Raw genomic sequence first — 14,693 nt, 5'->3', positions numbered from 1 at the left:
ACAGGAGGTCGCGGCGAATCGGCGTCACGACCGGGGGTCGTGACGCCGATTCAGCGCGGGATCAGCCCTTGGGCGAGACGTAGCCGGAGACGGTGTTGTCCGGAACGAACGTGCGCTGGGCGACGTACATGGAGTTCTTGCCGCTGTTGCCCGAGATCACCGTGATCTTGCCGGACTTGGTGTCGACCTTGGTCACGATGCCCACGTGGCTGGCCCACGTCCCGGCCTTGTTCAGGTTGTAGACGACCGCGTCACCGGCCTTCACGCCCTTGATGCTCTTGCCCGGGTTCCAGGTCTTGTGCTTCTTGCCGTACGAGTACAGGCTCGCCGCCGCCGGGGTGATCCCCGAAGTCGACGCGCCCGCCTGCTTCCACACGAACTTCAGGAAGTCCGCGCACCAGGCCTCGGCCTTCCACCCCTTCGGGCAGCCCTTCGTCGACCCGCCCCCGACCTTCCCGCTGTAGTAGTTGCAGTTCTTCGCGCCCTTCTCCCGGTTGCGCGACTTGTTCGCCAGCTCGCTCTTCGCCACCGAGACGATCTTGCTCCGCACCGACGCCTGCGCCTGCACCTCGGCGACGGCCACCGTCACCTGGCCCGTGCCCGCCGACTGCCCCGGCACCGCCGCCGTCGCCGCACCCGTGCTCAGCACGAACGCCGCCGCCGCCAGCGTCAACACCTTGGTGATCCTCGACATCGCAGCTCCATCCCCTTCATGTCGACCGGCCGTCATCGACCGGCACCGACAACTTTCGGGGAGCCTGCTTGGAGGTCCTATGGACGTTCCTGGAACGCGCTGGTCGGCGGCCCGTCGCCTGCGCGGATCGCGCGTGCCTCGGCGAAGGCCCGGCGCGCCGCCGCCGGGTCGATCTGCTCGTAGGCCCGGCCGAGCGAGTCCAGCGCGGCGGCGAGGAAGGTGTGCCACCCGCGGGTTCGCCACAGCGCGACGGATTCCTCCAGGTGCGTCACGGCGTCGTGCGGCCGGTCCTCCGCCAGCGCGAGCAGCCCCAGCAGTTCCAGGCCCTCGGCGGTGTGGTGGGTCATCCGGTGGCGGCGGCTCAGCGCCAGGGAGCGCTCGGCGTCGGCGCACGCCCGGTCGCGGTCGACCCGCAGGTGCAGGCGCGCGGACGCGAGCAGGGTCAGCACCTCGGTGTAGGAGTCGCGGTGGGCGCGCGCGATGGACAGCGACCGGTCCAGCAGGCGGCCGCTGGTCTCGAACTCCCCCGCCTCCCGGTACCCGATGGCCGCGAACTGCAGCGCGGTGGCCTCCAGGCGCGGGTTGCCCAGCTCGCGCGCGTGCGCCAGCGCCCGTTCGGCGTGCCGGATGCCCGCCGTGAACTCGCCGCTGTCCCACTGCGCGACGGCCAGCGCGAGTTCGGCCCTGGCCTTCCCGCCCCCGTGGTCGGCGCGCTCGGCCAAGGCCAGCGCCGCCTCGGCGGTGGCGACGGCCTCGGCGTGCCTGCCCGCGGCGGTCGACGACCACGAGTGCATCACGGCGACGTCCGCCGCGCCCGCGTCGTGGCCGATCTCGGTGAACAGCTCCCACAGCTCGGCGGCCGCCACCCGCAGCTGGCCCATCGCCTCGCCAGCACCGCCTGCGATCCAGGTCGTGACGTCGAGCAGCCCCCGGCGCATCACCGCCTCGCCGAGCCGGTGGCCGTGCTCGACGCACACCTGGAGCACCTCGCTGTTGAGCGCGCGCCAGTCCGAGTACATGCCCCGCAGGTCGAAGTACTTCTCCAGGCAGCCTGCGAGGTCGAACGCGAGGTCGACCAGCCCGGACCGGCACGCCTGGCGCACCGCGGCGAGCAGCGCCTGGCGCTCCGCGTCGAACCAGGCGTCCGCCCACTCGGGCGGCAGGTCGGGGCCCAGGCCGTCCATCGGCGGGCGGGGCGCGGGGCCGCTGATGCGCGCGTAGCAGGGGCCGGGCACGAACTCGGCCATCCGCTCGGCGATCGCCAGCCAGCCGCCCAGCGCCCGCTCGACCGCCTGGGCGCGCTCGGCGGGGGTCTCCTCCTCCGCGGCGCGCTCGGCCGCGAACAGCCGCACGAGGTCGTGGCAGCGGTACCGGTACTGCCCGACCGGGTCGACCTCCGACACCGTCAGCAGGTGCGCGTCGACCAGCGCCTCGGCGTGCCCGACCGCCTCCTCCAGCGGCAGTTCGAGCAGCACGGCGGCCACCCACGGCGGGAAGTCGGGCACGGCGACCAGCCCGAGCAGGCGCAGCAGCCGGCGGGCGGGCGGGGCCAGGTCCGCGTAGCTCATCGCCAGGGAGGCGCGCACCTCCAGGTCGCCGACCGCGAGCCGGTCGAGCCTGCTGCGCTCGTCGCGCAGCTGCGCCACCATGTGCTCCAGCCGCCACGTGCGCCGGGCGGCCAGCCGCGCCCCGGCGATGCGCACCGCCAGCGGCAGCCCGCCGCACAGCGCGACGATGCGTTCGGCCGCGGTGGGCTCGGCCTCGACGCGCCGGGCGCCCACCAGCTTCGCCAGCAGCGCCACGCCCTCGTCCGGGGTGAAGACGTCCAGCTCGACGCACTCGACCCCCTCCGCGCCGGTCGGCTTGGCGCGGCTGGTGACCAGGACCGCGCCCGTGCCCGTGCCCGGCAGCAGCGGGTAGACCTGCTGGGCCGACATCGCGTTGTCGAGCACGATCAGCACCGCCCGGCCGCGCAGCAGCGTGCGGAAGGCGTCGCCCCGCTCGGCGTGGTCGGCGGGGATGGCGCGGTCCGGGACACCGAGCTCCCGCAGCAGCCGGGCGAGCACGTCGCCGGGCTTGGCGTCGCCGAGCTCCACCCAGAGCTGCCCGTCCGGGAACCGGTCGGCGACCCGGTTCGCCACGTGCCGGGCGAGCGAGGTCTTGCCGACCCCGCCCATGCCGACGACCGCGACGACCCGCCCGCCGGTGATCGCCTGCTCGACCAGCTGCGCGGGTTGCGCGACCCGGTCGGTGAAGTCGTGCACATCCGGCGGCAGCGCGGCGGGCGCGGACCAGGAGATGGCGGTCGAGGGCTCGGCGGCGCCTGCGCCGGGATCGATCCGCAGCAGCTCCGGGTCGCCCGCCAGCACCCGCCCGCGCAGCTCGACCAAGGCGGCGCCGGGGTCGACCCCCAGCTCGTCGGCCAGCAGCCTGCGGGTCCGGTCGAGGCACGCGAGCGCGTCGGCCGTGCGGCCCAGGCGGTGCAGGGCCAGCGCCAGGTGCCCGGCGGCCCGCTCGTCGAGCGGGTCGTCGGCGGCGCACGCCGAGGCGACGGCGAGCGCGTCGGCGTCGCGGCCGCAGCGCAGCAGCAGACCGGCCAGCTCCAGCCGGGCGGCGGCGTGCTCGCGATGCAGGGTGGTCCGCTGCCCCGTGAACCAGGTGCTGTCGGTCCCGTCGAACGGCTCGCCCCGCCACAGGGCCAGCGCCTGCTCCAGCACCTCGGCGGCGGCCCCGGGGCGGGCGGTCGCCTTGGCCTCGGCGACCAGCCTGCGGAAGCGGTGCAGGTCAACGAAGTCGGGATCGATGCGTGCCACGTAACCGCCCGGATGCCGCTCGATCACCGAGCATTCCGACTCCGCGGCCAGTACCCTGCGCAGCCGGGAAAGGTAGCTGTAGAGGGTGGTCTGCGCGCTGCGCGGCGGATCCTCGCCCCAGACCCGCTCCAGCATGCGCGCCATCGGCACGACCCGGTCGGCGTCGACGAGCAGCGCCGCGAGCACGTGCCGCTGCTTCTGGTGCCCCAGGTCGACGGCGTCCGGACCGAGCCACGCCTCGATCTGCCCCAGCAGGCCGAACCTGATCGCCCCCACAGGTTGCCTCCTCGGGCAGCGAGGCTACCAGCAGGCGATGGGCGCCGCCCACCGAACTGACCAGCGAAGACGTTGTGATTCAAGGTTTCCCCAAGCTCGGCCCGTTAGCCTCGACGCCGATTCCTGCCGGTTCGCCCTGTTCGGCGGAGTCCCGGTCGGCAACCCGTCGCCGAGCTCCCCGACCTCGGCAGTGTCCTAAGCGGACAGCCAGGCGAAGGTGGGGACCGCGGAGGCTCGGCCGCCGAGCGGGATGGCTCGGTCGCCACCCGGCGTCGACCGAATGGAAGCCGGGGAAACAAGCAATCGGCATGACGCGCAATAGGCTGCTCGGGGCAATGACACCCCTTCCGATGCCGTAGGGGCGCTATGGCCGAATGAACTATGCTTGCCGCCCCGATCTCGTGCGTGGTACCGTCCCGGCCGAATTTGGGGGAGGCAATGCATGGGTTTGCCGAGCAGGGACGCACGCGCCATCTGCGCCGGCGAATTCGCAATTTGCATCCCAATCCTGACCGGCCCCGATGCGACACCCCGCCATTCCCTTCGGATATCAGAGGTCGCTAATGCGTTTAGCCGTTGTTTATGACAAGGGCGCGGTTTCGCCTTCCGATATCCTGGGGCTGGCCGACCGCGGCTTGGTGGTCGTGCTGGCCCCGACCGAGCACGCGCGGCGGATGCGTCCGCTCTTCGCCGAGACGTGCCCGGTGCACGACCTCGACGACCCGGAGCTGGTCGGGCGCCTGCGCGACCACGGCGTCACCGGCATCCAGACGTTCAGCGAGCCGATGCTCGTCGCCACCGCCGGGCTGGCGGCCGACCTCGGCCTCCCGTTCCACGATCCGACCACCGTGACGCTGCTGACCAGCAAAAAGGAGCAGCGCAGGCGGTTGCGAGAGGCGGGCGTGGACCCGACGGTGTCGGTCCCGCTGGTCGACGCGGGGAGGTGGGACGACGTCGTCGCGCGCATCGGGCTGCCGGTCGTCGTCAAGCCCGAGGTCGGCGTGAGCAGCCGCAACACCGTGCTCGTCCACGACCTCGAAGAGGGCCGCGCGCTGGTCGCGGCGATCATCGAGGACGAGGCCTCGGTCGTCGTGGAGGAATACCTGCGCGGCGCGGAGGTCGCCGACCCGTGGGGCGACTACGTGTCGGTGGAAACCGTCGCCCAAAGCGGACGGTTACGACACTTGGCGGTCACCGGAAAGCTTCGGCTGGCCCCGCCGTTCCGCGAGTGCGGGCAATTCTGGCCCGCGCGCCTCTCCGCCGCGGAGATTGCCGAAATCGAACTTCTGACCACCCGGGCAATTGAAGCTCTGGGCGTGCAAACGGGCATCTTGCACACCGAAGTCAAGCTGACCGAGGATGGTCCGCGCATCATCGAGGTCAACGGGCGGGTCGGCGGGTACATCCCCGAACTCGCCCAGCACGCCGCCGGGATCGACCTCGTCCAGGTGGGCGCGAGCCTGGCGCTCGGGGAGCAGGTCGCATTGCCGCCGGTCGCGCTCGACCGCGTGTTCTTCCAGTTCACCACCCCCGCCCCGGTCGAGCAGGCCGTCGTCACCGGGGTCTGCCGCGCGGACGATCTCGCCGGCGTGCCCGGCTTGGTGCGCTACACGCCGCTGGTGCGCCGCGGGGCGACCGTCGGCGGGTTCGGCACGCAGGACCTCGACTTGGTCTCGCTGGTGGCCGACGACCACGAGACCCTGGCCGCCGCGGTCGGCCAGCTCATGGACCGGATCCGCTACCGGTTCGAAAGTGAGGGCGAGGCCGTTACGCGCAGCGCCCGCGAACTGATCTACCCCACGAGCTAGTCGTCATCCCACCAGGCGAAGGAGCAGAATGTCGAAGACCGTCGACAACCCTGTTGGTGTCCCCGCCCCGCCACCGGGTCGGTACGCGCACGTCAACAGCGTCAACGTCGGGGACAGCACGCTGCTGTTCCTCTCGGGACAGTGCTCGGTCGATGACGACATGAATGTTGTTGCGCCCCACGACATGCGCGGCCAGTCCGAGCGCATCTTCGAGATCACCACGGCGATCCTCGCCGCGCACGGCGCCACCTGGGCCGACGTGGTCAACATCCGCACGTACCTCACGGACATGGGCAAGCGCGCCGAGTACGGCGAGGTCCGCCGCAAGTACGTGGTCGCCGACCAGCTCCCGACCAGCACCACGGTCGAGGTCTCGGCGCTGTTCCTGCCCGAGGCCGTCATCGAGGTCGAGGTCATGGCCGTCGTCAAGGGCAAGGCCGACGAGTGACGGAAGCCCTGCTGACCGACGCGCGGTTCCGCGCGGCGGTCGAAACCCTGCGCGTGCCCGCGATGGGCACCGAAGTCGTCGCGCCGCTGCTGGCCAACCTGGTGAAACTCGTTCGCCCGTCACGGGTCTTGGAGGTCGGCATGGGGTACACCACCCCGTGGCTGGCCGCCGCGCTCGCCGAGGCCGCCGCCGAGGCGCGGGCCCAAGCGCCCGCGCTCGCGGCGAAGACCCGCGGCTACCTCGACCGGGGCGCCGACCTGGACGACGAGTGGATGTACGCGGAGCCTTCCCTGCTGGCGCCGGAGTTCTACACCTCCCCGTACCAGCCGCGGATGGTCGCGGTCGACGACTGGTCGGTCCCGGAGTCCTCGTCGCCGCGGGTGCTCGACGTGCTGCGCGGTCTGGGGCTCGATGAGCAGGTCACCGTCGTCAACGCCAACCTGCGCGAGTGCGCCCAGCACTTCCCGGAGGACTTCACGCCCATCGACTTCGCGTGGGTGGACGCCTGGGAGTGCCTGTACTTCTTCGACAACTTCTGGGACCTCATCAACCCCGACGGCGGGCTCGTCGTCATGCACTACCTGATGACGTACCCGGAGGGCGAGGCCATGCTCCGCTACCTCGCCCGGCAGCGCGAGGCCAATCCTGGGGAGTTCGAGGTCGTCAACCTGCTGGAGCCGCACAAGCTCTCGCAGAACAGCCTCACCATCCTGCGGCGCACCAGCGGCGCGGTTCCGCGCAAGTACGCCAAGCCCGGCGCGCGCATGGACTACGGCGACACGCTGCGCGCCCAGGCCGAGCTGCAGGCCGCCGCCCACACCGACAGGTAGGACCACCATGACGAACATCGCCTTCTTGGGCCAAGGGCACATGGGAGTGCCCATGGCGAGCAGGCTGGTCGAAGCGGGCCACCGGGTCACCGTCTGGAACCGGACGCCCGAGAAGTGCGCGCCCGCCGCCGAGCGGGGGGCGCTGGTCGCGGACTCCCCGGCTGGGGCCGTGCGCGAGGCCGAGATCGTGATCACCATGCTGCGCGACGGCGCGGCCGTCGGCGCGGTGCTGTTCGGGGAGCGGGGCGCCGCCCCCGCCCTGGCGGCGGACGCCCTGCTGGTGGAGATGTCGACCATCGGCCCGGAGGCCGTGGGCGAGTTGCGCGCCCAGGTCCGCGCGGACGTGGGGCTCATCGACGCGCCGGTGGTGGGCAGCGTGCCGCAGGCGACCAGCGGCGAGCTGCGAATCCTGGTGGGCGGCAGCGAAACCGACGTCGAGCGGGCCGCCGAGGCGCTCGCCGTCCTCGGCGCGGTCGACCACGTCGGGGACCTGGGGGCGGGCGCGTCGGCGAAGCTGATCGCGAACCTCATCACGATCTCCGCCTTCGCGCTGATCGGCGAGTCGCTGGCCCTGGGCGACCAGCTGGGCCTGGCTGCCGATCGCACGCTGGACCTGCTGGGCGCGTCCGCGATCGGCGGCTTCGTGCAGCGGGTGCGCGGGCGCATCGGCGCCGAGGACGTGCCCACCCGGTTCGGCCTCGGCTTGGCCGAGAAGGACCTCGCGCTCGCGCTCGCCGCGGGCGCCGACCCCGCGGGCGTGGTGGCCGGATCGCGCAAGGCATTCGCCGACGCGGTCGCCGCGGGCTTGGGGGACAAGGACATCAGCGCGGTGATCGCGCACATGCGTTCCTGTGTGGACAGAGCTGAGAGAACGAGGGGATTATGAGCATCGCCGCCTCAACGTACGAAGAGGTCGTCGTCGCGGTCCGCGAGGCCTGGGCCGATGTCCTGGGCAGCGACTCGGCGGACAGCGTGCCGCTGGATGTGAACTTCCTGGAGGCAGGCGGGAACTCCCTGCTGCTGGTCATGCTGTGGGAGCAGTTGCAGCCGCTGTCGACGCGCCCGGTGAAGCTCTCCGAGCTGTTCCACCACGGCACCGTGGCCGCCCAGGCCGAGCTGTTGACCTCGGCCCCCGAGCCCGCCGCCCCCGCCCCGGCCCAGCAGTCCTCGGGACGCTCGCTGCTGGCGAATCGGCGGGCCGCTGCCGGGGGTGGCGCGTGAGCGACACGGCCATCGCCGTCGTCGGCGTGGGCTGCCGGTTCCCCGACGCCTGGACCCCGGACCAGTTCTGGTCGAACATCGACAACGGGGTCGTCTCGATGCGCCCGCTGCCCGACGAGGTGCTGCGCGCGTCCGGGGTCGACGACTCGGTGCTCAGCGGCGACGACTACGTCAAGGTCGGCACCCTGCTGCCGGGCGCGGCGGAGTTCGCCGCCGACTTCTTCGGCTACACCCCGCGCGAGGCCGAGCTGATCGACCCGCAGCAGCGGATCTTCATCGAGACCGCCTGGGAGGCGCTGGAGCGCGCGGGCCACTCCACCAGCACGGACACCCGCACGGTGGGGGTGTTCGCGGGCACCGGGGCGGGCCCGTACCACGCGGCGCTGTTCGCGGCGAAGGCCCGCGCGGAGGGCGTGGCCGCCGCCGTCGGCGACCTGGACCTGACCCTGGGCGGCGAGGTCGACTTCATGCCCTCGCGCACCGCGTACAAGCTGGGTCTGCGCGGTCCCGCGGTGAGCGTGCAGACCGGGTGCTCCTCATCGCTCTACGCCCTGCACTACGCGATGCTGAGCTTGCTGGCCGGGGAGTGCGACATCGCGCTCGCGGGTGGTTCCGCGGTTCAGGAGCCGCTGCTGGGCTACCGGCACAAGCCGGGCCGGGCGCTGTCGGAGGACGGGCAGTGCCGCTCGTTCGACCACCGCTCCAGCGGCACCAACCACGGTTCCGGTGTCGGTGTGGTCGTGCTGCGCCTGCTGTCGGACGCGCTCGCCGACGGCGACACCGTCCTGGCCGTGCTGCACGGCAGCGCCGTGGGCAACGACGGGTCCGACAAGCTCGGCTACGTCGCCCCCAGCACCGCGGGCATCACCCGCGTGGTGAGCAAGGCGCTGCAGGTCTCCGGCGTCGGCGCGCACCAGCTGCGCTACGTCGAGGCGCACGGCACCGCGACCCCGCTGGGCGACCAGGTCGAACTCGCCGCGCTCACCGACGCATTCCGGGAGACCACCGACGCCACCGGCTACTGCAGGCTGGGCTCGGTCATGTCCAACATCGGCCACACCGGGCCGAACGCGGGCATGGCGGGCTTCATCAAGGCGATCAACATCGCGCGCACCGGCGTGCTGCCGCCGCACCCGTCGTTCGAGCGGCCGCGCCAGCCCGGTGTGCTCGCCGAGAGCCCCTTCACCATCGCCACCGAGGCGTCCCGCACCGACGACGACTGCTTCGTGCTGGTCAACTCGGTGGGCATGGGCGGCTCCAACGCTGCCGTCGTGCTCGGCCCGCCGCCTGCCCCGACCCGCCCCTGCGCCCCGGTGGGCGCCAAGGTCCGGCTGGTGCTGTCGGCGCGCACCCGCGTCGAGCTCGACGCGCTGTCGAAGCGGCTGGCCGAGCACATCGGGGGGCTGGCCCCCGACGCGGTGGCCGACCTCGCGCACACCCTGCGGGTGGGGCGCAAGCAGTTCGACGAGCGCCGGCTGGTCGTCGCCGAGCCGGGGAAGCTGGCCGCCGCGCTGAAGCTCCCCCGCCCGCCGCTGGTGCAGACGCGGAAGAGCGCCGCCCGGCGCGCGGCGATCGTCGCCGTCGAGGGAGCGGTGCCCGCCGACGTGCTCGATGCGCTGCGCTCGGCGTTGCCCGCCGACACGCCGGTGGTCGCCGACTTCGCCGCCGTGCCCGCCGACCGGTTCCTCGTGCTCATCGGGCGGGACGAGCCCGGCGCGCACCGGCACGTCTTCGACGTCGACGCCGCGGACCAGCGCGACGCGGTCGAAGCCGCGCTCGCCGAAGCGTGGCTCGACGGCGTGACCGTCGACTGGGCGGTGCTGTCGCCCGGTGCGGGCCGCCGCGTGCCCGCCCCGACCTACCCGTTCACCCGCCAGCGCTACTGGGCGCTCGACCGCGTGTCGCTGGCGCCCGGAGCCGCCAGCCCCGCCGCGCCCGTCGAGCAGGGCGCGGCGGTCGGGGACGACGTGGAGGCGGTGCTGCTGGCCGTCTGGCGCGACCTGTTCGGCAAGCCGGAGATCACCCCCGACGACCAGTTCGGCGCGCTCGGCGGCACCTCGCTGCTGGCGATGCAGCTGGCCCTGGAGATCCAGGACCGGCTGGGCACCCCGGTCAACGTGCACCGCGCGGGCGGCAGCCGCGTCACCGTGCGCAGGCTCGCCGAGCTGGTCCGCGCCCAGCGGGCGGACTCCGCGGCCGTCGACATGGGCGACGGCCTGGACCTCGGCGACGACGAGCTCATCGACGGCGACCTGAACCTGCCGCTGGGCGAGGTGTCGTCGACGCGCTCGCGCGGCAAGGACTTCCTGCTCACCGGCGCCACCGGCTACCTGGGCGCCTTCCTGCTGCACGAGCTGCTCCATCGCACCAAGGGCAAGGTCTACTGCGTCGTGCGGGCCGACGACGAGCACAGCGGTCTGGAGCGGCTGAAGGCGACGGCGCGCAAGTTCATGCTGCCCGAGCCGGACGCGGACCGGGTGTGCGCGGTCCCCGGCGACCTGCGCGACATCGCCAAGGTCGCCAGCCAGTTCCGCGACGGCGAGCTGGAGCGCGCTGTCGGCCACATCCTGCACTGCGCGGCGAAGGTCGTCTTCACCGAGCCGTACCGCACCCTGCGCGAGGAGAACGTGCTGCCGATGGCGGACCTGATCTCCTGGGCGCGCGGCTGCGGCATCCGCGACTTCAGCTACGTGTCCTCCCTCGCCGCGGCCGGACCCGCGATGGGCTCGGGCGCGCGCTACCTGGAGACGCGCGAGCAGGCGCTGGACCCGGAGTCCGGCAGCTACGGCGTCAGCAAGTGGGTGTGCGAGCGGCTGCTCGCGCGCGCCGAGGAGGACGGCATGCGGGTCCGGGTGTTCCGGCCCGGCCTCATCATGGCGTCGAGCCGCACCGGCGCGGGCAACGACAAGGACCTGATCTACTTCACCCTGATCAGCGGCCTGGCCGTGGGCGCCCACCCCGAGGACGACCGGGTCCTGGTCATGTCGCCGGTCGACATGGTGTCCCAGGGCATCGTCGACCTGGCGCTGTCGCCGGGCGCCGTCAACCGGGCCTACCACCTGGTCGCCGAGCGGGCCGTCAGCATGCGCAACCTGTTCCTGCAGCTGGCCAACGCCGGTTGGCCGACCGAGCAGCTCCCGCTGGAGCAGTGGCAGGCGAAGGTCAGGGAGCTGGCCCTGGAGAAGGGCAACCCCATCCTCTCGGCGGCGGCCCTGCTGGAGCTGGAGGGGCACGACCGCGACGAACTGGCGGTGCAGGCCGCCGGATGGCAGCCGTGGCTGGCCCGCAACGGGCTCGACCCGGCCATGACCGGCGCGGTGCTGCGCCGGGGCATCGAGTACCTGGCCCAGCGCGACGAACTCGTGCGGGACCTGGTGGGTCACCTGATCACGAAGGCCGGGAGTGAGGACTGAGATGAGTGGCAGCGCTTTCGGCCGGGTCGCGATCCTCGGCGCAGGCGTCATGGGCACCGGCATCGCCGCTCTCGCGGTGGGTTCGGGTGTCCCGGTCGTGCTGGTCGACATCGACGCCGAACGGCTGGCGAAGGCCGAGGCGAGCATCGCGATGCAGACCAGGCTGGGCAGGCTCATGGGCGCGTTCGGCGCGAACGCCGTCGACGGCGAGTTGGCGGTGACCACCGACGTCGGCCAGGTCGCCGGGTCCGCCGCGCTGGTCGAGTCGGTCACCGAGAAGCTCGACCTCAAGGCCCAGGCCCTCACCGCGGCCACCGCCGTGGTCGAGCCGGGCACGGTCGTGGTGTCCAACACCTCGGCCATCCCCATCGACGAGCTGGCCGGGTACACCGCGCGGCCCGAGGACGTCGTGGGCATCCACTTCATGAACCCGCCGTACCTGATCCGCACGGTCGAGCTGATCCGGGGGCCACGCTCCGGCGACGCCGCGATCGCCTCAGCCGAGCGGCTGCTGGCGGCGCTGGGCCAGACGCCGGTGCACGTGGGCGACGGACCCGGGTTCGTCATCAACCGGGTGCTCCAGCGGTCGATCAACGAGGCGGCGCGCATCGTGCAGGACGGCGTCGCCACGCCGGAGGCCGTCGACGCGGCGTTCACCGGCTGCCTCGGCCACCGGACCGGCCCGCTGGCCACGGCCGACCTGATCGGCCTCGACAACGTGGTCGACTCGCTGCACGTGCTGCTGGAGCGCACCGGCGACGAGGGCTACCGGCCGTGCGACCTGCTGGTCGCCAAGGTCAAGGCGGGCGAATTCGGCCGGAAGACCGGCCGGGGTTTCTTCGAGCACCAGGGGGCGATGTGAGCACGACCGAGCAGGTGGCGACTCCAGAGCAGATCCGCGCGAACCTCGCGGAGTTCGTCGAGAAGCAGACCAGGCAGGCGGTCACCACCGACGTGGACCTGTTCGCGTCCGGCATGGTGTCGTCGCTGTTCGCGCTGCAGCTGGTGGTGCACGTCGAGTCCGCGTTCGGGGTCGCCGTGGGCGGCCCGGACCTCAAGCTCGACAACTTCCGCACCATCGACACCATCACCGAGCTGGTTCTGAGGTTACGCGGGTGACCGCGCTGGCCGACCGGTCCGGCGCCGCCGCGGTCATCACCGCGGCGGCGTCGGCCGAGGACTGGGACCGCGCCGGGCGCATCCCCGACGAGGTCGTGCGCGAGCTGGCGGCGCAGGGGCTGCTGTGCCCGGACGTGCCCGCCGAACTCGGCGGGCTGGGCATGAGCATGACCGAGCTGGGCGAGTTCACCGCCCACACGGGCTCGGTGTGCTCCTCGCTGCGCAGCCTGCTGACCTCGCAGGGCATGGCGGCGTGGACGATCCGCAAGCTGGGCGACCCCGCGCAGCAGGAGCGGTTCGTGCGGAGGCTGGCGACCGGCGGGACCGCGGCGGTCGCGTTCAGCGAGGCAGGCGCAGGCAGCGACCTGTCGGCGATGGCCACGACCATCACCCCCGAAGGCGACCGCCTGAAGATCACCGGCACCAAGGTGTGGATCACCGCGGCGCTCTACGCCGACCTGGTGGTCGTGTTCGGCCGCTATGGCGACGGCGGCGCGGCGGTCGTCCTTCCCACGGACACCCCGGGCGTCACCATCACCAGGGTGCCCGACCCGCTGGGCTGCCGCGCGGCCGGGCACGCCGAGGTCCGCATGGACGGGGTCAGCCTGCCCGCCGACCACCTGCTCGGCGGGGCCGGGATGCCGATGGAATGGCTGGTGACCTCGGCGCTCACCCACGGGCGGGTATCGGTGGCGTGGGGCTGCGTCGGCATTCTGCGCGCCTGCGTCGAGGCCGCGGCGAAGCACGCGGCGACGCGCGAGCAGTTCGGCAAGCCGCTGGCCGAGCACCAGCTCGTCGGCAGGCGCCTGGCCGAGCTGCACGTGGCCGAGCAGGCCGCGACCCGCATGTGCGAGCACGCGAGCAGGTGCTGGGACGACCGGCGGCCCGAGCAGGTCGTGGCCGCCGTCGCCGCCAAGCACTTCGCCGCCACCCAGGCGGCAGCGGGCGCGGCGTCCGCGGTGCAGGTGCTCGGGTCGGCGGGCGCGCTCGACGGGCGCGCCGTGGCGCGGGCGTACCGCGACGCGAAGTTGATGGAGATCATCGAGGGCAGCAGCGAGATCAGCCAGCTGCTCCTCGCCAGGCACGCGCGGGAGCGGTGGGCATGAGCATCGGGATCGGCGCGATCCACACCGTCCTGCCGGACGAGCTCGTCGAGGTCGGTTCGCTCCCGGAGGTCGAACTCCTCGGGCACGACGAGGCGAAGTTCTTGGCAGGCAGCGGGATACGCACCGTCGGCGTCTTCGCCGACGCCGACAACGGCGGCCTGGCCGCCCGGGCCTGCCGCGAGCTGCTCGACCGCGGCGGCGACGACCCCGACGTGCTGATGATGGTCGGGCCGCGGTCGCCGGACGTGCTGCTGGGGTCGGACGTGTGCCGGGTGCAGGCGGAGATCAAGCGGCCGTCGGCCTTCGCGTTCACCGTCGACGGCCTGGGCTGCACCGGGTCCAGCGCCGCCTGGGCGCTGGCCCGCGACCTGCTGGTCGCCGACCCGGCCAAGCGGTCGGTGCTCATCACGCACTCCAGCCTGCCCACCGGGGCCGACCGCATCCGGTACCCGGTCACGGTGATCGGCGACGGCGCGTACGCGATGACCGTGGTGCGCGGGGGCCGCCCGGTGCTCAAGGGGCACCGGATGGAGACCGACGGCGCCTTCCACGACCTGTTCAAGGTCGAGTACAAGCAGGCGCCGTGGTACGAGTGGCGCGAGGAATGCGCCTCACCCGACCGGTACCTGTTCGAGCTGGCCATGAACAGCAGGCTCCGGCTGGGCCGGATGGTCGACGAGGTGCTCGCCGAGGCCGGGCTCGACAAGGGCCAGGTCGCCGCGACGCTCATGCAGAACGTGACCGCCTCGGCGTACGAGTTCTACTCGACCCTGCTCGGCCTCGACATCCACCCCGTGTGCGGCGCGCACCTCGCCGCCCACGGGCACCTGGGCGCGATGGACGTCGTGCTGAACCTCCAGCGGCTGGTCGACGGCGGCGAGGTCGCCGAGGGCGATCACGTGCTGGTGCTGAACAACAGCCCGGTCGCCGCCTGGGCCGTCACGCTCTTCGAGATCTGAGGGGAA

The 14,693-nt window shown here is 72.7% G+C and carries 12 protein-coding genes; 10 read left to right on the top strand and 2 right to left on the bottom strand.

The features are described 5' to 3' along the window. Positions 1 to 61: 61 nt before the first annotated feature. Entirely contained in the window at positions 62 to 694 is a 633-nt protein-coding gene (locus ACWEPX_RS15680) for a CHAP domain-containing protein (RefSeq protein WP_451897858.1), read from the bottom strand. Between the two features lie 77 nt (positions 695 to 771). Beyond that, positions 772 to 3,783 (bottom strand): BTAD domain-containing putative transcriptional regulator, encoded by a 3,012-nt coding sequence (locus ACWEPX_RS15675; protein WP_451897857.1) that lies wholly within the window; start codon positions 3,781 to 3,783, stop codon positions 772 to 774. Positions 3,784 to 4,304: 521 nt separating this feature from the next. Between ACWEPX_RS15675 and ACWEPX_RS15670 the strand changes: the two genes are divergently transcribed. Genes ACWEPX_RS15670 through ACWEPX_RS15625 form a run of 10 tightly spaced genes read left to right on the top strand, consistent with a single transcriptional unit; the run spans position 4,305 to position 14,687 of the window. After that, entirely contained in the window at positions 4,305 to 5,591 is a 1,287-nt protein-coding gene (locus ACWEPX_RS15670; RefSeq protein ID WP_451897856.1) for an ATP-grasp domain-containing protein, read from the top strand. Between the two features lie 28 nt (positions 5,592 to 5,619). Beyond that, positions 5,620 to 6,039: a RidA family protein gene (locus tag ACWEPX_RS15665; RefSeq protein WP_451897855.1), complete on the top strand. Its 420-nt coding sequence runs from the start codon at positions 5,620 to 5,622 to the stop codon at positions 6,037 to 6,039. Then, positions 6,036 to 6,869, top strand: coding sequence for a class I SAM-dependent methyltransferase (locus tag ACWEPX_RS15660; protein WP_451897854.1), 834 nt, complete (start codon positions 6,036 to 6,038; stop codon positions 6,867 to 6,869). The genes ACWEPX_RS15665 and ACWEPX_RS15660 overlap by 4 nt, the downstream gene beginning before the upstream one ends. A 7-nt stretch (positions 6,870 to 6,876) precedes the next feature. Continuing rightward, entirely contained in the window at positions 6,877 to 7,755 is an 879-nt protein-coding gene (locus ACWEPX_RS15655; RefSeq protein ID WP_451897853.1) for an NAD(P)-dependent oxidoreductase, read from the top strand. Then, positions 7,752 to 8,090, top strand: a complete 339-nt coding sequence (locus ACWEPX_RS15650) for an acyl carrier protein (protein WP_451897852.1) — start codon at positions 7,752 to 7,754, stop codon at positions 8,088 to 8,090. Before ACWEPX_RS15655 ends, ACWEPX_RS15650 begins: the two co-directional genes overlap by 4 nt. Further along, positions 8,087 to 11,503, top strand: coding sequence for a thioester reductase domain-containing protein (locus tag ACWEPX_RS15645; protein ID WP_451897851.1), 3,417 nt, complete (start codon positions 8,087 to 8,089; stop codon positions 11,501 to 11,503). Before ACWEPX_RS15650 ends, ACWEPX_RS15645 begins: the two co-directional genes overlap by 4 nt. A 1-nt stretch (position 11,504) precedes the next feature. Continuing rightward, positions 11,505 to 12,365 (top strand): 3-hydroxyacyl-CoA dehydrogenase family protein, encoded by an 861-nt coding sequence (locus ACWEPX_RS15640; protein ID WP_451897850.1) that lies wholly within the window; start codon positions 11,505 to 11,507, stop codon positions 12,363 to 12,365. Continuing rightward, entirely contained in the window at positions 12,362 to 12,622 is a 261-nt protein-coding gene (locus ACWEPX_RS15635; protein WP_451897849.1) for an acyl carrier protein, read from the top strand. The genes ACWEPX_RS15640 and ACWEPX_RS15635 overlap by 4 nt, the downstream gene beginning before the upstream one ends. Continuing rightward, positions 12,619 to 13,728: an acyl-CoA dehydrogenase family protein gene (locus ACWEPX_RS15630; protein WP_451897848.1), complete on the top strand. Its 1,110-nt coding sequence runs from the start codon at positions 12,619 to 12,621 to the stop codon at positions 13,726 to 13,728. The genes ACWEPX_RS15635 and ACWEPX_RS15630 overlap by 4 nt, the downstream gene beginning before the upstream one ends. After that, positions 13,725 to 14,687: a 3-oxoacyl-[acyl-carrier-protein] synthase III C-terminal domain-containing protein gene (locus ACWEPX_RS15625; RefSeq protein ID WP_451897847.1), complete on the top strand. Its 963-nt coding sequence runs from the start codon at positions 13,725 to 13,727 to the stop codon at positions 14,685 to 14,687. The genes ACWEPX_RS15630 and ACWEPX_RS15625 overlap by 4 nt, the downstream gene beginning before the upstream one ends. The last annotated feature ends 6 nt before the right edge of the window (positions 14,688 to 14,693 follow it).

Source organism: Actinokineospora sp. NPDC004072, assembly GCF_053604195.1.
The sequence above is the reverse complement of the archived record's forward strand: the minus strand, read 5'-3'. Positions and strand labels throughout refer to the sequence as shown.